The sequence below is a fragment of the Thermaerobacillus caldiproteolyticus genome (assembly GCF_015326725.1).
GTDB lineage: Bacteria > Bacillota > Bacilli > Bacillales > Anoxybacillaceae > Thermaerobacillus > Thermaerobacillus caldiproteolyticus.
Window position 1 is genome coordinate 2,637,445 of sequence record NZ_CP064060.1, and the last position, 20,624, is coordinate 2,658,068.

At 41.3% G+C, this 20,624-nt stretch carries 23 protein-coding genes, 1 pseudogene and 1 riboswitch; of the genes and pseudogenes, 1 reads left to right on the forward strand and 23 read right to left on the reverse strand.

Features of this window, described 5'->3' with window-relative positions:
- Nucleotides 1–16 precede the first annotated feature (16 nt).
- The 11 genes from yunB to ISX45_RS13375 form a co-directional block, all read right to left on the reverse strand.
- Nucleotides 17–775 (reverse strand): sporulation protein YunB, encoded by a 759-nt coding sequence (gene yunB / locus ISX45_RS13325; protein WP_228485552.1) that lies wholly within the window; start codon nt 773–775, stop codon nt 17–19.
- Nucleotides 776–850: 75 nt separating this feature from the next.
- Complete coding sequence (locus ISX45_RS13330; RefSeq protein WP_181556572.1) at nt 851–1,153, reverse strand: YunC family protein; 303 nt, start codon at nt 1,151–1,153, stop codon at nt 851–853.
- A gap of 54 nt (nt 1,154–1,207) precedes the next feature.
- Nucleotides 1,208–2,596 (reverse strand): bifunctional metallophosphatase/5'-nucleotidase, encoded by a 1,389-nt coding sequence (locus ISX45_RS13335; RefSeq protein WP_194519173.1) that lies wholly within the window; start codon nt 2,594–2,596, stop codon nt 1,208–1,210.
- 15 nt (nt 2,597–2,611) lie between these two features.
- Nucleotides 2,612–3,430 carry a sulfite exporter TauE/SafE family protein gene (locus ISX45_RS13340; RefSeq protein ID WP_194519174.1) on the reverse strand — a complete coding sequence of 273 codons (819 nt, stop codon included), beginning with the start codon at nt 3,428–3,430 and terminating at the stop codon, nt 2,612–2,614.
- An 18-nt stretch (nt 3,431–3,448) separates the two neighbouring features.
- Entirely contained in the window at nt 3,449–4,297 is an 849-nt protein-coding gene (locus tag ISX45_RS13345) for a DUF72 domain-containing protein (RefSeq protein WP_194519175.1), read from the reverse strand.
- 123 nt (nt 4,298–4,420) lie between these two features.
- Nucleotides 4,421–5,818, reverse strand: a complete 1,398-nt coding sequence (sufB, locus tag ISX45_RS13350) for a Fe-S cluster assembly protein SufB (protein WP_181556441.1) — start codon at nt 5,816–5,818, stop codon at nt 4,421–4,423.
- A gap of 27 nt (nt 5,819–5,845) precedes the next feature.
- Nucleotides 5,846–6,283, reverse strand: coding sequence for a Fe-S cluster assembly sulfur transfer protein SufU (gene sufU, locus ISX45_RS13355; protein WP_181556442.1), 438 nt, complete (start codon nt 6,281–6,283; stop codon nt 5,846–5,848).
- Nucleotides 6,273–7,493 carry a cysteine desulfurase gene (locus tag ISX45_RS13360; RefSeq protein WP_181556443.1) on the reverse strand — a complete coding sequence of 407 codons (1,221 nt, stop codon included), beginning with the start codon at nt 7,491–7,493 and terminating at the stop codon, nt 6,273–6,275. The genes sufU and ISX45_RS13360 overlap by 11 nt, the downstream gene beginning before the upstream one ends.
- Nucleotides 7,493–8,803: a Fe-S cluster assembly protein SufD gene (gene sufD, locus ISX45_RS13365; protein ID WP_181556444.1), complete on the reverse strand. Its 1,311-nt coding sequence runs from the start codon at nt 8,801–8,803 to the stop codon at nt 7,493–7,495. Before sufD ends, ISX45_RS13360 begins: the two co-directional genes overlap by 1 nt.
- 17 nt (nt 8,804–8,820) lie before the next feature.
- A complete protein-coding gene (gene sufC, locus ISX45_RS13370; RefSeq protein ID WP_181556445.1) occupies nt 8,821–9,600 on the reverse strand; it encodes a Fe-S cluster assembly ATPase SufC in 780 nt (259 codons plus the stop codon).
- Nucleotides 9,601–10,226: 626 nt separating this feature from the next.
- Nucleotides 10,227–10,589, reverse strand: coding sequence for a carboxymuconolactone decarboxylase family protein (locus ISX45_RS13375; protein ID WP_194519176.1), 363 nt, complete (start codon nt 10,587–10,589; stop codon nt 10,227–10,229).
- Nucleotides 10,590–10,686: 97 nt separating this feature from the next.
- On the opposite strand from ISX45_RS13375, the gene ISX45_RS13380 reads away from it, so the two are divergent.
- Nucleotides 10,687–10,860, forward strand: a complete 174-nt coding sequence (locus ISX45_RS13380) for a hypothetical protein (protein WP_194519177.1) — start codon at nt 10,687–10,689, stop codon at nt 10,858–10,860.
- A 23-nt stretch (nt 10,861–10,883) separates the two neighbouring features.
- On the opposite strand, the gene ISX45_RS13385 is transcribed toward ISX45_RS13380, so the two are convergent.
- From ISX45_RS13385 to ISX45_RS13440, 12 genes and pseudogenes are all read right to left on the reverse strand, one after another.
- Nucleotides 10,884–11,723, reverse strand: coding sequence for a MetQ/NlpA family ABC transporter substrate-binding protein (locus ISX45_RS13385; protein WP_181556448.1), 840 nt, complete (start codon nt 11,721–11,723; stop codon nt 10,884–10,886).
- A 16-nt stretch (nt 11,724–11,739) separates the two neighbouring features.
- Complete coding sequence (locus ISX45_RS13390) at nt 11,740–12,408, reverse strand: methionine ABC transporter permease (protein ID WP_181556449.1); 669 nt, start codon at nt 12,406–12,408, stop codon at nt 11,740–11,742.
- Complete coding sequence (locus ISX45_RS13395; RefSeq protein ID WP_181556450.1) at nt 12,398–13,426, reverse strand: methionine ABC transporter ATP-binding protein; 1,029 nt, start codon at nt 13,424–13,426, stop codon at nt 12,398–12,400. Before ISX45_RS13395 ends, ISX45_RS13390 begins: the two co-directional genes overlap by 11 nt.
- 110 nt (nt 13,427–13,536) lie before the next feature.
- Nucleotides 13,537–13,645, reverse strand: a riboswitch (SAM riboswitch).
- A 107-nt stretch (nt 13,646–13,752) separates the two neighbouring features.
- A pseudogene (locus tag ISX45_RS13400) lies at nt 13,753–14,714 on the reverse strand (O-acetylhomoserine aminocarboxypropyltransferase/cysteine synthase family protein); the annotation flags it as partial.
- 131 nt (nt 14,715–14,845) lie between these two features.
- The gene (locus tag ISX45_RS13405) at nt 14,846–15,193 is read right to left on the reverse strand and encodes an SCP2 sterol-binding domain-containing protein (protein WP_194519178.1); all 348 of its coding nucleotides are present in this window, start codon (nt 15,191–15,193) and stop codon (nt 14,846–14,848) included.
- A gap of 301 nt (nt 15,194–15,494) precedes the next feature.
- Nucleotides 15,495–15,803, reverse strand: a complete 309-nt coding sequence (locus tag ISX45_RS13410; protein ID WP_181556452.1) for a thioredoxin family protein — start codon at nt 15,801–15,803, stop codon at nt 15,495–15,497.
- A gap of 20 nt (nt 15,804–15,823) precedes the next feature.
- Nucleotides 15,824–16,165 carry a toprim domain-containing protein gene (locus ISX45_RS13415; RefSeq protein ID WP_373367417.1) on the reverse strand — a complete coding sequence of 114 codons (342 nt, stop codon included), beginning with the start codon at nt 16,163–16,165 and terminating at the stop codon, nt 15,824–15,826.
- 119 nt (nt 16,166–16,284) lie between these two features.
- Nucleotides 16,285–16,530, reverse strand: coding sequence for a YusG family protein (locus ISX45_RS13420; RefSeq protein WP_181556454.1), 246 nt, complete (start codon nt 16,528–16,530; stop codon nt 16,285–16,287).
- A gap of 159 nt (nt 16,531–16,689) precedes the next feature.
- On the reverse strand, nt 16,690–17,073 hold the full coding sequence (gene gcvH, locus ISX45_RS13425; RefSeq protein ID WP_194519179.1) for a glycine cleavage system protein GcvH: 384 nt from the start codon (nt 17,071–17,073) through the stop codon (nt 16,690–16,692).
- A 66-nt stretch (nt 17,074–17,139) separates the two neighbouring features.
- Nucleotides 17,140–17,508, reverse strand: a complete 369-nt coding sequence (locus ISX45_RS13430; RefSeq protein ID WP_181556456.1) for an arsenate reductase family protein — start codon at nt 17,506–17,508, stop codon at nt 17,140–17,142.
- Between the two features lie 64 nt (nt 17,509–17,572).
- Complete coding sequence (locus ISX45_RS13435; protein ID WP_181556457.1) at nt 17,573–19,357, reverse strand: acyl-CoA dehydrogenase family protein; 1,785 nt, start codon at nt 19,355–19,357, stop codon at nt 17,573–17,575.
- 68 nt (nt 19,358–19,425) lie between these two features.
- Nucleotides 19,426–20,601: an acetyl-CoA C-acetyltransferase gene (locus tag ISX45_RS13440; protein ID WP_194519180.1), complete on the reverse strand. Its 1,176-nt coding sequence runs from the start codon at nt 20,599–20,601 to the stop codon at nt 19,426–19,428.
- Nucleotides 20,602–20,624 lie beyond the last annotated feature (23 nt).

A 20,624-nucleotide genomic window follows, 5' to 3' on the forward strand; every position in this document is an offset into this window, starting at 1 on the left:
AAGACTGCAGTACATATCAATTGAGCGGAATTTCAAATGATGGATCAGAATTTCCTCCATTGTTATAAAAGTTCGGTACCTCTCCTTGAATAACGTGCATCGCTATCGGGATATCAGTTGAGACAGTAGCAGACTTGGTTGCGAACGGAATCACTACTTGTACATTGACTTTAATATGAATGAGCACTTTAATAAGAGCATTGTTAATTCCAAATGGTTCCACTTTTGTTTTAACATCTGAAGTCGCATTACCAATGACGTAAAAGCGCACGGGAATCCTTGGACCCAAATTTCCAAGTAACGTATTGTTCGTTGCCTGACCAAGTGGGATATGATAAATAATTCCTTCATTTTCCATACCGTTTGTTTCGATTTTTACATCTGGAAATTCAAGTTCTCGTAAATCTCCTTGTTCCGCCGCTTTTAAGTTTTTTAACACTCGATTGTTTGTTTTAGCGAGAACTCGATTTACAACGGCAGCGTTAAAATCGATAGAAGAAATTCTTCCATATTCATCTTGTTGAACCTTAATCAAATCTTTGACATCAACATCGTCTTCGGTAATTTGTTGATTTATTGCACCATTAATGATCAAGTTCGCAATCCGCTTCGTTTCTTTCTCGGCAATATCCATAAGCGTTGGCTCAATTCCTTTATTAATAATCCAAAGGCTAACTGCTGTCGATAATATAAAAAATACGAACGTTAACAAAAATAAATAGCGAAAAGGCAGTGGACCCCTTTTCTTCGACAAGCGAACGGGAAACTTTGCCAAAATGAATATCCCCCCTTTACAAGCTATATGTATGCTGTAAAGAGAGGACATAACGCACTTTTCTTTTATAATTTTTTATATCATTTTCAGCAATGCGTCTTTTCCTTTCATACCAACCTTGATGCCAAGCTTTTCAGCAGCGATCGTGATGGACTCAAGCGGAGCTTCTAATAATTGTTCAATCGTGCGGACGCCTACGGCTCTCCCTGCAATAATACCGCGATCTTTCAATTGTTCATTTAACAGGTTCACATCTAATGCCCCGCACATAATATAGCCCTTTTCATTTGCTACAGCAAGTAAATTCGTTTTTGGCAACTGAACTGAAACAGCGATAAACGGATAGTTCTCAATCATAATCGGTTTGACGGTTACCATCATCCCCACGCTCCTTTCCCTAATTCAATGTATGAATCGAGAAAGGAAGTGTTCCTATCTATTGTTGGATAACTTCCATGCTAAAAGATCACGCAAAAATTCCGGCATATAATATGTTTTTTGCAGAGCACGGCAAATTTCTGGGTAAAAATGTCCAAATGTAAACATATCAATTGTTGCCACGGCATATGTTTTGTCCATATTTAGTGCTTCTCCGTTAATCAAAATCTGGTAAATACGTTCTGAACCATCTTTCATAATTTCCGTTTGTAATTCAACCCCATCATATACCATCTGCCCCATCACTTTGCCACGAAATCCAAAACCTTTGACAGGAAAGTGTTTCATTTCCTCCGTATTCGCCTGCAAAATCACTTCTTTTAACTTATCGCCTCGCAAATAGACTTTGCATGGATTGATTGGATGTGGACAAATGCGATGTAAGTCTTTTTTTGTGACGATCCCTTTAGAAAGTGGCTCTAATAGCACACCCGCATTCACCATCCCAATGTCACCATCGCACCATTCTTTTAAGGCGGTTGCTAACAGTTGAGAAAGCGGTGAAGGGGCAAACCATTGTAACGGCAAATCTTCATGAAGCTCAACCACTTTTTCTTGTTCAAGCTGACGCACGCTTTCTTGTTGAAGTACCAACAGTTGTTGTTTTGTGTTTTCACAATCTGGAAGCATCGACACATCTACTACAGAAGCTGTTGCTGTCGGCTTATTGATCTCATCTATGTCTAGTTTGACCACACCGATGTACTGGCCATATTTCCCCGCTCCACATAACAGCGTGCCATCGACTATTTTTCCATTAGGCAATAAATGGTGGGAGTGTCCCCCGATAATTACATCAATTCCTTGTACCGTTTGGGCGATTTTCTCATCATCGTTAATTCCTAAATGAGATAGCAAAACGACAAAATCCGCTTTTTTTCGTACTTCCGCTACCATTTCTGCCAACAGATCAAATGGAGAGACGACTGTCCAACCGAGCAACTCATAAAATTTTCTAAAAGGGGCGGTAATACCGATAACCCCCAAGGTAATTTTATCTGAAAGAGAAATCAGCTCATAAGGTCGGAGCCAAGCAGGACGTTTACCATCTTGTTGAAACAAATTCGCAACAAGGACTGGAAACCGAGCTTCTTCATACAGCTCATTTAATTCTTCGTGAGTTAAGGTAATTCCCTCGTTATTGCCAATCGTGATCGCATCATAATGGAGCTCATTTAACAGCTCAACATTCGCTTTTCCTCTTGTCGCCTCTGTAATCGGATGAAACCGGTCAATGAAATCTCCAATGTCAAATAATAACATCGCTTCTTTGTTGCGTTCATGTTCTTTTCTTCGCTCCTGCAAAAATTTCACGATTTTTGGCCAATTTTCAAAGTGGCTATGTACATCGTTTGTATGGTAAATATAAATCGTTTGTGCCAACAAACAACACCTCTTTTACGAAATGCCTTGATAAATTAGGCGAATTCCAAGAAGAACAAGCACAAGCCGCAAAACGATGACGACCGTTTTACTTTTTAACCGTTTATTAATGAACGCGCCCGTTTTTGCACCAAACCAAACGCCCGGAATAAGAGCAAGGGCAAATAGCCATTCTACATTTCCCATTGTAATATGCGTCAGAGAACTAACGAGGGAAGACAGGAACACAATAAACATTGACGTCGCTACCGCCACATGCGGCGGGAACAAAAATAATAAAATCATAGCCGGAACCATTAGCGAACCGCCGCCGATACCAAAAAGTCCACCAAAAAAACCAACGATAAATGCAATCACAATCGCTAGCACAGGATGATAGCCGTACGTAACCGTTTCCCCTTCATTCGTTATATACGTACGCGTAATTTTAAAATGCTTGGATTCTACTTGTTTCGAAGAATCTCTATTTAACATTAGCAAAAACGAGACAAAGATTAGAAAGAGGCCGAAATAAAGGGAGAAATGAGCTAAGCTTAGCACATTGTTCACCCATGCACCAACGATCGCTCCTGGTCCACTTCCAATAAAAAAGAGAAGTCCGCTTCGGTAATCAACCATTTTATCTTTCATATAAGATAACGTCGAAGAAAGGCCGTTAAAAATAATGACAACTAATGATGTCCCAACAGCAACTTGCGGCGAAACAGTCGGTAAAAAGTGAGTCGCTCCTAAAAATAATAAAGACGGAACGATAATTACTCCTCCCCCTAAGCCGACTAAACTACCAATGGTACCGGCTAAAAACCCGACTAGAATCAGCAGCACGTATTCCATTATCCTCATCTCCATCCATTAAAATAAGTCTAGTTGCCGCGGCGCTAAATCGGTATATTCAATGCCAAGCAAACGCATGAACTGCTTCGCATTGTCTGCGGCATCACCGCCGGAATTATTGTTGAATAACACATAAATATTGTTTGTTGTCTCTTTCAGTTTTTGAATATGGCTCACCCATTCGAGCAATTCCTCTTCACGATAGCGATACAAATACCGAACCGCTCGCCAGTTTTCTCCGCTTGTTGCTTTATTCCAGCCGTAGATATTTCGGCCGTGAAACCGGATGAGCGTTTTTTCCCGGTTCGTTGGGTAAAGAACAGTTGGAACCGAACCTTCCCCTGCCTGTGGTTCGTCACAAATACTATGAATCCATCCTTCTTCGGTCATAAATTGTAATGTTTTTTCATAAAAACGAGGGGCAAACCATGATTGATGGCGAAATTCTAACGCCACCGGTATATTCCCCATCTTCATTCGACACCAACGCAAATACGTCACATGTTCCCGGCGACAATCAAACCAAGGCGGAAATTGAAACAATACCATTGCTAACTTGCCTGCTTCGATAAATGGCTCAATCGATGCTAAAAAGGCTGCAAACATCTCTTCTTTGTTTTGATAAGGTATTTCTCCACGTTCATGTCCTGTCATTCCTTGGTATGCTTTGACGATAAACTGGAACGATTTTGGTGTTTCGCGAATCCATTTTTCCACGTTCTGCCTTGGCTGAATCGCATAAAAATATGAATCGACTTCTACAGTTGGAAAATGAGCAGCGTATTCTTGTAATTTATCTTTTGCAGCAAGGCCGGGCGGATAAAGACGATCATGGTCCCCCCAGCCCGTTAGTCCAATATAAATCATTTGTATCACCTGCTTCCATCATATCACAATCATTTAAGACTTGGTAATGATTCCATGAGATTAGGTGACAATGAAAAACCCGGTCCTTCGTGGCAACGAATGACCGGGTTAGTGATATCCAAATTAACCAATGGATCCTTCCATTTCGAATTTAATGAGACGATTCATTTCAACAGCGTATTCCATTGGAAGTTCTCTTGTAAATGGCTCAATGAATCCCATGACGATCATTTCCGTTGCTTCTTGTTCGGAAATGCCGCGGCTCATGAGATAGAACAATTGCTCTTCTGATACTTTCGATACTTTTGCTTCATGCTCCAACGAAATGTTGTCATTTAAAATTTCGTTGTACGGAATCGTATCGGATGTTGATTGATTATCCATAATGAGCGTGTCACATTCAATATTCGAGCGCGAGCCTGACGCTTTTCGACCGAAATGAACGATACCGCGATATGTCACTTTTCCACCTTGTTTCGAAATGGATTTGGAAACAATCGTCGATGATGTATTTGGCGCAAGGTGAATCATTTTCGCACCGGCGTCTTGATGTTGACCTTTTCCGGCAATCGCAATCGAAAGCGTTAATCCACGTGCACCTTCGCCTTTTAAAATGACAGCTGGATATTTCATCGTTAATTTTGAACCGATGTTTCCGTCAATCCATTCCATTGTTGCGTTTTCTTCGCAAACCGCACGCTTCGTAACAAGGTTAAAGACGTTGTTCGCCCAGTTTTGAATCGTTGTATAACGACAGTAAGCGCCTTTCTTGACGATAATTTCAACAACTGCACTATGAAGAGAATTCGTCGTATACACTGGAGCTGTACAACCTTCCACGTAATGAACGTGCGCACCTTCATCAACGATAATTAACGTGCGTTCAAACTGCCCCATGTTTTCAGAGTTAATGCGGAAATACGCTTGCAATGGGGTTTCTACTTTTACGCCTTTTGGCACGTAAATGAACGATCCACCGGACCATACCGCAGAGTTTAACGCCGCAAACTTATTATCTGTTGGTGGTACGACTTTTGCCCAATGCTCGCGGAAAATGTCTTCGTTTTCTTTTAATGCGGAATCTGTATCTTTGAAAATAACACCTAATTTTTCAAGGTCTTCTTTCATATTATGGTACACAACTTCCGATTCGTATTGCGCTGATACTCCTGCTAAATATTTTTGTTCCGCTTCTGGAATTCCTAATTTATCAAACGTCGCTTTAATTTCCGCTGGCACTTCATCCCAAGAACGCCCGGACTTTTCTGATGGTTTAACATAATAGGTAATCTCATCAAAATCTAGGCTAGATAAATCGCCACCCCATTGCGGCATTGGCATGCTGTAGAAAATATCTAATGCCTTTAAACGAAATTCGAGCATCCATTGCGGTTCGTTTTTCATGCGAGAGATTTCTTCGACAATCTCTCTTGTTAATCCGCGTTTGGCCCGGAACACGGAAACGTCTTTATCGGCGAAGCCATATTTATATTCGCCGATTTCCGGCATTTTTTTCGCCATGATGTTCGCCTCCTTTTCATGCTTCCATTATTCGTGTTGATGCAATCCTTTTTCCATCGCCTTCCATGCAAGCGTCGCACATTTAATGCGAGCAGGGAATTTCGAGACACCTTGAAGCGCTTCAATATCCCCCAAATCAATTGAGTCATCGTATTCTTTTCCTTGCATCATATTAGAGAAGATTTGTGCCAAACTCAACGCTTCTTCGACCGTTTTTCCCTTAATCGCTTGCGTCATCATCGAAGCTGATGACATGGAAATCGAGCAGCCTTCCCCTTCGAACTTTACATCGATAATTTTCCCGTCTTCTACTTTCATCGTTAAATGAACACGGTCCCCACATGTTGGGTTGTTCATGTTAATATCGACACTATTTCCTTCGAGAACACCGCGATTTCTCGGGTTTTTGTAATGATCCATAATTACTTGGCGATAAAGAGTATCTAAAGAGTTATTAAAAGACATGATCGAAATACTCCTTTGTTTTCCGTAATGCGGCAACTAGCTGATCAATATCTTCTTTTGTGTTATAAAGGTAAAAGCTTGCACGTGCTGTCGCCGAAACATTCAACCACTTCATGAGCGGTTGGGCACAGTGATGACCGGCACGTACAGCGATTCCTTCCGCATCAAGAACAGTCGCAACATCATGCGGATGAACACCATCAATGTTAAATGTCACTAATCCTGCACGTTCTTTCGGTCCATAAATCGTGAGTCCTTCCATCGTTGAAAGCTGTTCCAACGCATATTGAGCAAGCTCATGTTCGTGAGCAGCAATGTTTTCTAAGCCTACTTGCTCTAGGAAATCGATCGCTGCCCCTAAGCCAATCGCTCCTGCAATAATCGGTGTTCCTCCTTCAAACTTCCAAGGAAGTTCTTTCCATGTCGATTCATACAATCCGACAAAGTCGATCATTTCTCCACCGAATTCGACTGGTTCCATCTGTTCCAACAATGCCTTTTTACCATATAATATGCCAATTCCCGTCGGACCACACATCTTATGCCCGGAAAAGGCTAAAAAATCACAATCTAAATCTTGAACATCAATTTTCATATGCGGAGCACTTTGCGCTGCATCTACAACTACGACAGCGCCGTTTCGGTGGGCGATTTTCGCAATGTCTTTTACCGGATTAATGGTACCTAAGACGTTCGATACTTGCGTAACCGCAACAATCTTTGTATTTGGTGTTATCGTTTTTTCAACGTCTTCTAAGCTGATGGTTCCATCTTCTTGAAGCGGAATATATTTTAATGTTGCCCCTGTATATTTGGCGGCTTGTTGCCAAGGGATAATGTTGCTATGGTGCTCCATATACGTAATGACAATTTCATCGCCTTCATGTAAGTTTGCACGTGCATAGCTTGTTGCAACTGTATTTAATGCGGTTGTCGTTCCGCGTGTAAAAATAATCTCTTGTGTCGACTTGGCGTTAATAAATTTACGCACTTTTTCACGTGCCCCTTCGTATGCATCCGTTGCTTTTGTACCAAGGGTATGCACGCCGCGATGAACATTCGAATTGTATTCACGATAATATTTATCAAGCGCTTCGATCACTGGAAGAGGCTTCTGAGAGGTTGCTGCGCTATCAAGATACACGAGCGGCTTTCCGTTCACTTCTTGACTCAAAATCGGAAACAGCTTACGAACCTCTTTCATATCCATCATCTAACTTTCCTTTCGATCACTTCAATAAGTTGTTTTTTCACACCTTCAATCGGAATTTCATTGACAACAGGAGCTAAGAATCCGTGAATAATCAAGCGCTCCGCTTCTACTCTTGGAATACCGCGGCTCATTAAATAATACAGCTGGATCGGGTCAACACGACCAACAGAAGCAGCGTGGCCAGCCATGACATCATCTTCATCGATTAATAAAATCGGGTTCGCATCGCCGCGCGCTTTTTCGCTAAGCATAAGAACACGCGATTCTTGCTGTGCATTCGATTTTGATGCGCCATGTTCAATTTTCCCGATGCCGTTAAAAATCGATGTAGCACTATCTTTTACTACTCCATGTTTTAAAATATGGCCCTCTGTATGTTTTCCGTAATGAATCACGCTTGTCGTGAAATTTTGTACTTGTTCGCCGCGCCCAACAACAACCGTTTTTGTATCACCATAGGAACCATCGCCAATTAAACGGGTGATATTTTCTGAAACTGTATTACCGTCATTCATTAAACCTAATGCCCATTCGATGCGTCCGTCACGCCCAGCAATGCCACGGCGATTCACATACGTTGTCGTGCCTTTGGCTAAGTTATCAACCGCTGCGAAAAATACGCGTGCATTCGTGTTGGCAAATACTTCGGCAACAATATTGACTACTGCATTAGACGTTTCCATTGTGGAAATGTAGTTTTCAACATAAACCACTCTACTGTTATCTTCCGCCACAACAATGACGTGGTTAAATAATGCTGCGTCTTTGCTTTCTTGAATATACACTGCTTGAAGCGGAGTGTCGATTTCCACATTTTTTGGAACGTACACGAACACACCGCCATTGAGAAGCGCTGCATGCAATGCGGTTAAGCGATGCTCATCGATTTTGACGCCGTCTTTCATCAAATATTTTTGCAATAATTCACTATGCTCGCGTACCGCTGTAAAAATATCAGTAAAAATAACGCCTTTTTCTTTTAAGTTTTCGGATAATGAAATATATGCCGGCGTATTGTCACGTTGGACATATAAATTTTTCACTTCTTCGTTCAAATCAATGAGTGCTTTTACCGCTTCCGGCAGTTCTTCTAATGAAGAAATCGGAGCGCTTTGCACAACATGGTTAGCAAATTCAGTAAAGTTCCATTGATCGATTTTTGTTTTGTCTGGCTTTGGTAGTGGTAACTCTTCTGCTTTGGCAAGAGCTTGTAAGCGAAGATCTAAAAGCCAGCTAGGTTCACCGCTCCCTTCAGAAAAGGAGCGCACATATTCTTGGTCGAATGGTAGTTTCGTTTCAATCGCCATACTATTCCTCCTAACGCTTACGCTTCTTGCTCAACCGTTTCTTCTTCAATACCGAGTTCCTTTTTAATCCAATCGTATCCTTCCGCCTCTAGACGTTGTGCTAATTCTGGACCACCTGATTTCACAATTCGTCCCTGCATCATTACGTGTACGTAATCTGGAGTAATGTAATTTAACAAGCGTTGGTAGTGTGTGATGATTAAACAGCCGAAGTCGCTGCTGCGCATTTCATTTACGCCTTTTGAAACGATTTTTAACGCGTCGATATCAAGACCGGAATCAATTTCATCTAAAATCGCGATTTTCGGCTCTAACATCATTAGCTGCAAAATTTCATTGCGCTTTTTCTCACCGCCGGAGAATCCTTCATTTAAGTAACGATGAGCCATATCTGAATTCATTTCAAGAAATTCCATTTTTTCATCCAATTTACGAATAAATTTCATCAATGAAATTTCGTTTCCTTCACCAAGGCGAGCATTAATAGCCGCACGAAGGAAGTCCGCGTTCGTTACACCGCTAATTTCACTTGGATATTGCATCGCTAAGAATAGACCTGCACGCGCCCGTTCATCGACTTCCATTTCAAGAACGTCTTGTCCATCTAGCGTAATGCTTCCCTTTGTTACTTCATATTTTGGATGGCCCATGATCGCGGAAGACAACGTTGATTTCCCCGTTCCGTTCGGGCCCATGATGGCGTGAATTTCACCGCCTTTTACTTCTAGGTTCACGCCTTTTAAAATTTCCTTTCCTTCAACGGATACGTGAAGATCTTTAATCGTCAGCACTGCCATGAAAAATACCTCCAATTTCCACAAAAAATTGTGTATATCATTGACTAAACTTACTTCATTGATATATTCTCATTTTATTCTCATTATAATTTTATAACAAATTAAAAGTATTAGCAACCATTTACCATCCTACCTATACTTTTAAAAGTTCCATTTTAAATTGCACAGAAGGCTCCAGCTTCAAGTGTATGAAGGTCTTTCTGCAAGCGAGAATCCGGAGAGGAATGGACGTTAGCATTAGACAAAATCTTCCCTTTATTTCCTACTTACTTGGCCAGCACAGGAGAAAACCCTTGAATCAGGCGCTCCTATTGTTTACGGACTACTCAACATAATAGGTTGCGGCAAGAAATCATCGCCACCGTAAACGTTGAACGTCATCATGTGTCTACTATATGTGGAAAATAAATACTATCGATGGATAACAAACCGTTGGACGGTACCATACAAGACACGATCCTATACGAACCTTCCCTAACGACCGGATCCCCACACGTTAGGACTGCTTGGCACTCGCAATCCCCACTTCAAACCTTTACGAAGTTTCGATTAAGTGATGCGCAGTTGACAAGTTATGATGTACATATGTAATCGAAAAAAGACTCCCATTCGGAGTCTTTAGTGATTTAATGTTTTGTCGCAAGTTCAGCGATACATTCTTGAACTAATGTCACCGCTTGGCTCATTGCTGCTCCTCCAGCAAATGCCGCGGCTACACCGCAAGTCTCCAAAATTTCCTGTTCCGATGCACCTTGATCAAGGCAACCTTTTGTATGATAAATCGTGCAATACTCATCTTGGGTAGCCAGACTAATTCCAAGCGCGATGAGCTGCTTTTCTTTTTTCGATAATGCTCCTTCTTCAAAACAAGCTTCCGTAAAGGCATTAAAGCTTCTAGCGATTTCCGGCAATTTTTGCGTAAACGTTCCCAACCCTTCTTTGTAATGTTGTAACGCCGCTTCTGTCGATGTATAGCTTTGCTGATTCACTACAAACACCCCTTCGAAAGAATCATATCGCTGTTAGTATGCTTAAAGGAAAAGGAGATTAAACAAGCGAATTCAAATATAGTGAAGTGAAGACAAAATGATGTTGGACAAATGGATATCAATGTTTTTAATGATGCTCCTTTATGTTATATTCGCTCTCGGTTCACTAATGTTTACCGACATTGCGGTAATTGTGATTTCTGTACAATGTTCAGTCATCATTATTACTTTATTAATCGCTGTTCTTGAAAAACTGCCGAAAAAGAAATAACGGAAGCAAAACTGCTTCCGTTATTATTTTTGTGCCGCTGGAATAACTGCACCTTTATATTTTTCTTTAATAAAGTTTTGAATTTCTTTCGATTGAAGCACTTCTACAAGCGTTTTGATTTCTTTGCGGTTTTCATCACCTTTACGTACCGCAATGATATTGACGTATGGGTTGTTTTTTGGCGATTCGACTGCGATTGGATCTTTCGCAGGGTCTAAACCAGCATCTAACGCATAGTTTGCGTTAATGACCACCGCATCGCCTTCATTGTTTTTATAGATTTGTGGTAAAAGACCTGCATCAACATCTGCTTTAAATTTCAATTTTTTCGGGTTTTCGACAATATCTTTAACCGTTGCTTTTGTTTTATCTACACCTTCTCTTAGTTTAATAAGTCCTTTTTCTTCCAACATTGATAAAATACGACCATGGTCTGCAACAGAGTTGCTCATAATGATCGTTGCGCCTTTTGGTAGTTCTTCAAGGCTTTTGTGCTTTTTCGAATAGATACCGATTGGTTCGATATGAATGCCACCTGCATTCACGAAGTCATAACCGTATTCCTTTTTCTGAGATTCTAAATAAGGAATATGTTGGAAGTAGTTCGCATCAATTTCTTTATCCGCCAATGCTTTGTTTGGCAATATATAATCTTGGAATTTTACGATTTTAAGATCAATTCCTTTTTTCTTAAGAATTGGCTTTGCTTGTTCTAAAATTTCCGCGTGTGGAACGTTAGAAGCACCGACGACTAATTTTGTTGTTTTTCCTTCTTTACTTCCTTCAGCATTGTCATTGCTGCCGCATGCAGCAAGCGCTAATACGAGCACAGCTGCAAATAATGCGCTAAGCCATTTTTTCATACTATTTTCCCCCTTTTTATCGTTTATCTATTTTAGAAGTGACAAAGTCACCAATAAACTGAATGACAAAAACAATGACTAAAATAAGAACGGTAGCCACAAATGTAACATCGTTATGGTTGCGTTGGAATCCCTCTAAATAAGCAAGGTTTCCAAGTCCACCCGCACCGACAACGCCAGCCATGGCTGTATAGCCAACAAGAGCAATCGCTGTCACCGTGATTCCGGAAACAAGAGCCGGCAACGATTCCGGAAGAAGCACTTTCCAAATAATTGTCGCTGTTGTCGCTCCCATCGCTTTTGCTGCTTCAATGACACCTTTATCAATTTCTCGCAACGCAATCTCAACCATGCGCGCGTAAAACGGGGCAGCACCAATAATAAGTGCTGGCAATGCCGCATTCGCACCGAGAATCGTACCAACGACAAGCTTAGTAAACGGAATCAATAAAATAATTAAAATAATGAACGGAATAGAGCGAAAAATATTCACAAACGCCGCAATAATCGCATTCGCCAGCCGATTCTCCCATATATTCCCCTTTGAGGTTAAAAATAATAAAAGACCAAGGATAATACCTAACACAAACGTTGCAACAACAGCAATACCAGTCATATAAAGGGTTTCTACTGTCGCCGCCCAAATGGTATCCCATTGCACATTCGGTAAGAGGCTATTGAACATCGGTAATCACCTCCACCCCAACCTGTTGTTGGCGAATATAATCAATCGCTTTTGCTACTTCCTCATCTGTTCCATCAATATGCACGAATAATACCCCGTACGAACCTTGATGGGTCTGCGAAATTTTCCCTTGAAGGATATTCACGTTTACTTGGAATTGACGAGTAAGATTCGCTATCAATGGCTGCTCAGCTGCCTCGCCAACAAAGGTTAATTGAATCACGTTCCCTCTCGGATATTTATCTATTAAATGAGCAATCGTTTCTTTTGTCTCTTCCGGTTCAATGACTTGTTGAACGAACCGTTTTGTAATTGTCTGCTTTGGTTGACGGAACACTTGAAGCACTTCGCCTTGTTCAACAATCTTACCGTTTTCCATGACGGCTACACGATCACAAATTTTCCGAATAACGTGCATCTCATGAGTGATGAGAACAATCGTCAAACGAAGACGCTGATTAATATCTACCAATAAATCGAGAATGGAATCTGTTGTTTGTGGATCTAGCGCTGATGTCGCCTCATCGCATAATAATACTTTTGGATTATTCGCCAAAGCACGGGCGATGCCGACACGCTGCTTTTGGCCGCCGCTTAATTGTGATGGATAGGCATTTTCACGTCCTTGCAAGCCAACAAGCTGAATGAGCTCGTCCACGCGTTTTAACCGTTGTTCCTTTGGAACTCCTGCAATCTCTAATGGAAACGCAATATTTTCACGCACGGTTCTTGACCATAATAAATTAAAATGTTGGAAAATCATCCCGATTTCTTGACGAGCTTCGCGTAATTCTTTCCCCTTAATATTGGCAATATTTCGATCAGCAACGATGACATTTCCCTTCGTGGGCTTTTCTAGTCCATTTAACATACGAATTAACGAACTTTTTCCAGCTCCACTATAACCAATAATCCCGAAAATTTCCCCTTCTTTAATGTGCAAGCTCACATCATCGACAGCTGTTACTGAACCGTTGCTAGATTGATAAATTTTCGTTACATTTTCTAATGTAATCATTTGCTTCTCACCTTCCTTTTCTTCACAGCTGCTTCCTATCTTCGCCGACATACTTAAAATAAAAAACCTTTCTGCTCAAGAGAACAGAAAGGCATTATCTCCTATTCTGTCTCTTATCTCTCAAAGCAATCGCTTTGTGTGAATTGGCACCATTTCAGCAAAAATGCTGACGGTTGCCGGGTTTCATTGGGCACATCCCTCCACCTCTCTTGATAAGAGCACTGAACGCGCTTTATTCAATTAAAACTTTAATCAGCTCAAGTAGTTTTATAAATTACAAGTGTGATTTTAACATGCATGAAATAAAGTGTCAACAAAAACTTTGATCATCGATACAAAGACAAATCCGAGGCAACTTCAGTAGCGGCTTGAATTGCCTGTTCCAAATCTTCAATTAAATCATCCACATTCTCAATTCCAACAGATAAGCGAATCAAATCTTCAGTAACGCCAGATGCTTTTAAATCTTCTGCACTCAACTGCTGATGCGTCGTGCTTGCCGGATGAATAATTAAACTTTTCGCGTCACCAGCGTTGGCTACATGTGACCAAAATTTCACGTTGTTAATCAGTTTTGCTCCTGCTTTCCGGCCACCTTTAATTCCAAAAACAACGACTGCACCAGCTCCTTTTGGCAAATATTTTTCTGCTAAATCTTTAGACGGATGTTGCTCATGTTCCGGATAAAGCACCCATTCTACAGCTGGATGACGATCTAAATATTCAACAATTGTTCGCGTATTAGCAATATGTTCTTTCATACGCACATGTAATGTCTCAAGACCACAAAGTTAAGCTGAAAGGCATTGAAAGGACTAATGGCTGGGCCTAAATCACGCAATAGTTATACTCGCGCCTTAGCAATATCGGCGGCAGGTCCGAACGCTTCGGCATAAACAAGATTATGATAGCTCGGATCCGGCGTTGTAAATTCAGGGAATTTTGGTGAGTTCCAATCAAAATTTCCACCATCGACAATAATCCCGCCAAGCGTTGTTCCGTTTCCAAGTAACCATTTCGTTGCTGAATGAACAACAATATCAGCTCCATGCTCAATCGGTCTGCATAAATAAGGAGTCGCAAACGTGTTATCGATAATAAGTAGGATGCCTGCTTCATGAGCAATCTCAGCTACGGCTTCAATGTCTAATACATGCAGGCTCGGATTGCCGATTGTTTCGGCGAAAATCGCTTTTGTATTTGGCGTGATTGCCGCGCGAAAATTTTCCAGATTAGCTGGATCAACAAAATGCATCTTAATACCGTACTCTGGCACCGTGTTGCAAAAACCGGTTGCCGGGCTTCATCAGGCCAGTCCCTCTCCGCCTTTCTTGATAAGAAATGTATAATCGTTTTATTTTTTCGAATTGTACCACGCCATTTTCTTTTCGTTAATTATTTTCTTAATATTAAAAACCTTTAGCGAACAAATCGATAAGGCTTCGCTAAATGAAAAATTGATTCTAAAAGAAGTATATGCCGAAAGCTTCCCACAACGGACAACTCTTTCAGGCGCATTTGTTGCTGTAATTTTAATTCTCCAGTTAAAAGCGCTTGAATCGCCTCTTCTGAACCCCGAATCGTTAATAGTCTTTTTTCATCTACATTTTTTTCCTCTTCCGTACCGTTTTTTGAAATAGCAAAAATAACATTCTCGTTCTCACATTCAAACTGAATATATACATGCTCCTCAGGCAAAAGCGGTAATAAATGATGTAACGTTTGAATCCTTTCAATGAATTGCTGAATAAGACTATAGATCCCCATTGTTTTACCAACCTCCCCCATTAGTCTCTTACATGTACATTCCATGAGAAAGCGCATGAATCCTTTGCTAACTTCTCGACAAATGACCAATAAAATATACAAATTAAACCACAAACTCTATACGTATTACTGATATTTCCTGAGAAATATGTGAAATAAAGGGTTTTTATGTCGAATTTTTCTATATTTTTTTAAAAAAAAGCTGCCCGAAAAGATCACGAAAATGTGATTTTTTCGGACAGCCTTATCTTTCGTTCATTTTTTGGTTGGAATTTTAAATCAAGGGCTTCAAGCCATCTCTTTATAAAAGCTTTTTAATCGTTTCATACAAGTACGGAACGGAATGAAACGCGTATATTTTTTTCTCTAGCTGCGCGTTTCGGAATATGAGAAGACACGGAACACTCTCAATGCTCCATGAAATTGCACGTTCTGGCATATAATTAATGTCTGATTTGCAAAACTTTATATCAGGGAATAGCTCTTGAACAATTTCAAGCATCCGGCTTGCGAGCTGACATGTTCCGCACATCGGCGTATATAAATAAACGCATACAATCTCCTCTTGTTCGATTGCTTCGTCGATTTGCTCCAATGTCAAGGCTTCCATTTGCGTATTTTTCACACCTTTTATAAATAATCCGTATGCACATCTATATTGGCGCTTAATAACACAGCCGCAATGTGTTGTTTTGGTGCTGCTGCTACTTCTCGATACATTCGATCAATATATAAATGTTCCGCTTCGGGAAGTTCACGTCGAAATTGCTTCCGCAGCTTTTCTCCTGCTTCGTCAGCATCGACTAATATGAATACTTCTTTATTATATAGCTCATCGATTAATTCGTCTAATTTAGCATTACTAATCGTACCATTTGTACAAATGATTTCAACTGGTTCTTTAATAATGCACTCTAGTTTCTTCTTATCAGATCGCCCCTCTACAATAATCACTTTTCCTGTCTCTACCATTGTCATAAGCATCACCTAATGAAAAGAGATTACATATATTTTATTCCATAAACACACCATTTTCTCCTTTCATGTTGCAAAAAATAAAAAAGCAACGGTAAGGTAAAAACCCGCTGCTTTCAACACCAGCCATACTCGCTGTCGCAATCGACGTACTTTTGATCAGGATCGGTTGTCAATGTGACCTGCTTATAAATTTTATCTAGTTCTTTCTCATACCCATTGTTCAATTCAAAGGTACCGCCGGCTTCGGAAAGAACAATCCGTCCGATCGGTTCGTTCTCCGCAAACAGCTCGATTGTATCATTTTTAAGTTTACCGACTATACGATCGGTAATATCTAGTCTTTTCTTCTCCAACGTCATAAAAAAGACACCCCCTCGAACGTATTTAACTATAGGGTGCCCAATCATTGGTCGAATACTCGTCGTATGGAAACAAGCAACGGCTCTATTGCCATTGCTTGTCCCAATTTTCCTTATACTTACAGGTGAAGCGTTGTCGTTATTTGGTATAAATATGCTTTAGTCTTCGTTAATCATCGCTTCATATTGTTCCGCTGTTAATAAGTTGTCTACTTCGCTTAGGTCAGAAGGCTCGACAACAATCATCCATGCTTTCTCATACGGAGACTCGTTCACAAATTCAGGATTATCATTTAATGCTTCGTTCACTTCGACAACTTTGCCACTCACAGGTGCATATAGTTCTGAAACGGTTTTGACTGATTCAACGCTACCAAACGGCTCGTTGGCAGTAATCTCTGCCCCCACTTCAGGTAGCTCCACAAATACAATGTCACCTAGCTCGGATTGTGCAAAATCAGTAATCCCAATACGAACTTTGTCACCTTCCACACGTACCCATTCATGCTCTTCAGAATAGCGCAATTCTTTTGGCGTGTTCATCACAGTCCCTCCAACTACAATTGTATTCTTCTTAATAATAACTGATTTTTTCGAAAAACTCACCGACTATCTCTTCAGAGCGGAAAAAAATTTTTCATATTCTTCCTCTTTGAAACCAACGATCACATTTTCTCCATCAGTTAAAATCGGCCGTTTGATTAACATTCCATCAGAGGCAAGGAGATCAAGCAATTCCGATTCAGAAGCTGTGTTTACTTTATCTTTCATGCCCAATTCACGATATTTCATACCACTTGTATTAAAAAACTTTTTTAATTCTAATCCGCTTTTTCGATAAAGCTCGCCGAGTTCCTCTCTTGTCGGCGGATTCTCGACAATATGTACTTCATGAACAGAAATACCATGCTCCTCTAGCCATTTTTTCGCCTTACGACATGTCCCGCACTTTGGATACCAATAAAACGTGAACGCCATCTTCCTATTCCACCGTCCTTTACAAACACAAAGTACCAGACGAGCTCGCCTGGTACTTTCCATATTACACAATATAGCGCTCTGCTTCAATTAATGCGGCAGCTGCTTCGCGTTTTTTCGCAATCACATTGATTGGTGTATGACGAGTCAACTTGCGTAAAGCAGATAACATCATACGCAATGTGTCACCCTGTTCGACAGCAACGATCGTTTCTTTCGCATGTGCTTCGATTTCATTAAATGCTTCTTGACAGAAAATTTGTGTATAGAGAAGTTTTTGTTTATTTTTTTCTACCCCTGATTTTTGAATCGCTTTTTCTGTGCGAAGCAATGCAGATTCCATCGCATAAATGTTGCTGACAATGTCAGCGATGTTCACTAAAATCTCTTGTTCTTTATCTAATTTCGGACCGAATGTTTGCGCGGCTAACCCAGCTACCAGTAAAGCAATTTTTTTTGCATTGCGCACTAAATATTTTTCTTGTTCTAATACGCCATCGCCGACTTCTTCCGGCATGAGCATCATTAATTCTTCTTGAAGTTGTTGCGCTTTTTGCAGAAGTGGCAATTCGCCTTTCGTCGCTTTTCGTAAATACATACCTGGGACGAGCAGGCGGTTAATTTCGTTCGTTCCTTCAAAAATGCGGTTAATGCGCGAATCGCGGTACGCCCTTTCAATTTCGTATTCTTGCATAAATCCGTAACCGCCATGAATTTGTACACCTTCATCGACAACGTAATCCAATGTTTCTGTTGCAAAAAACTTATTGAGCGAGCATTCAATCGCGTATTCCGCAATCGATTTTGCGATTTCTTTTCCGTCTTTTGCTTTCTCTTCATCGAGCTGGCTCATTCGTTCTTCAAATAAACCAACTGTACGATACACAGAGCTTTCTGTCGCGTATAATCTCGAAGCCATTGTCGCAAATTTTTCTTGTGTTAACGTAAATTTGGAAATTGGCGTTTTAAATTGTTGACGTTGGTTCGCATATTGAATTGTAATTTCTAACGCTCGTTTCGCTCCGCCAACAGCACCGATCCCTAGCTTATAGCGCCCAATATTTAAAATGTTAAAGGCGATGACATGACCTTTTCCTACTTCGCCAAGCAGGTTTTCTTTTGGTACAAGTGCATCTTGTAAAATTAACGTACGCGTCGATGAGCTTTTAATTCCCATTTTCTTTTCTTCTGTCCCTGTTGACACGCCAGGGAAATCGCGCTCAACGATGAACGCTGAAAAATGCTCTCCATCCACCTTAGCATAAACAACAAATACATCGGCAAAGCCAGCATTGGTAATCCATTGTTTTTCACCGTTTAAAATGTAATGAGTTCCTTCTGCGTTTAGCTTCGCTGTCGTTTTTGCTCCTAATGCGTCTGAACCAGAACCAGGCTCCGTTAAGGCGTACGCCGCAATTTTTTCTCCTGTCGCTAATGCCGGGAGATATTTTTGCTTTTGTTCTTCCGTACCGAACAATACAATCGGAAGCGAACCAATTCCAACATGTGCTCCGTGAGAAATCGAGAATCCACCTGCACGCGCCATTTTTTCAGCAATAAGCGCAGAGCTAATTTTATCAAGCCCTAATCCGCCGTATTCTTCTGGAACGTCCGCTCCTAATAAGCCGAGCTCGCCCGCTTGTTTTAATAGCTTGACAGAGCGGTCAAATTCATGATTTTCTAAATGCTCAAGCTGTGGAAGTACCTCATTTACGACAAATTCTTCCGTAGTTTTCGCAATCATTTTATGCTCATCTGTAAAATCCTCTGGAGTAAATACACGCTCACAAGGAACATCTTCAATTAAAAAGCTTCCACCTTTAATGACATTTTCCACTGCTTTTGTCATTTTTAACTCCTCCCCTTTATTTCTGAACGAACCGGACGGGAGTGAGACCGCCCGCTTCCTTCGTTCCATTAAGAAATTAATTCAAATACACCTGCTGCCCCCATTCCGCCGCCGATACACATTGTCACAATTCCAAACTGCTCGTTGCGGCGGCGCATTTCGTAAAGCAATGACAGCGTTAATTTCGCCCCCGTGCAGCCAAGTGGATGCCCAAGCGCAATCGCTCCACCGTTCACGTTTACTTTTTCTTCGTCCAATCCTAGCTCACGAATAACTTGAATGGACTGGGAAGCGAACGCCTCATTCAGTTCAATTAAGCCGATATCAGAAAGCTCTAGTCCAGCTAGTTTCAATGCTTTTGGGATTGCCTCAACCGGACCAATGCCCATTACTTCCGGTGGAACTCCAGCAACCGCAAACGAGCGGAATTTTCCCAGCGGCTTTAAACCTAATGACTCCGCTTTTTCACGGTCCATCACCATTACCGCTGCAGCGCCATCACTCGTCTGGGAAGCGTTCCCTGCCGTGACTGTCCCGTTTACAGCGAACGCTGGACGAAGTTTCGCCAATGTTTCCATATTCGTATCTGGACGCACACCCTCATCCTCGGAAAAGATCACGGTCTTTTCAACGAAACGGTTATTTTCCACTTTCCGAATCGTGACTTCCACTGGCACGATTTCATCGACAAATTTCCCTTCGCGAATCGCTTTGGCTGCGCGCTGATGGCTGCGAACAGCAAAAGCATCTTGTTCTTCACGGCTGACACCGTATTTCATTGCCACTTGCTCCGCTGTATGCCCCATTGACATATAATACTCTGGCGCATGTTCCGCAATTTTGACATTCGGACGAACGACATGCCCCATCATCGGAACAAGGCTCATCGATTCAACTCCGCCAGCGATGACCGTATCGGAGTGACCAAGCATCACTCGCTCCGCCGCGTAAGCAATCGCTTGTAAGCCAGATGAGCAATAGCGATTGATTGTAATTGCTGGCACCGTATATGGAAGTCCGGCTAATGCACCGATGTTTCTGGCGATATTTAACCCTTGTTCCGCCTCCGGCATCGCACAACCGATGATTAAATCATCAATATTTCCTTCATAGTTTCCCGCCCGCTTTAACGTTTCTTTCACGACGAGCGCTCCTAAATCATCCGGACGTATATGGGCGAGCGTTCCTTTTTTTGCTTTTCCTACCGGCGTACGCGCCCCTGCTACAATGACCGCTTCTCTCACAATTATCCCCCCTGTTTTTTTAT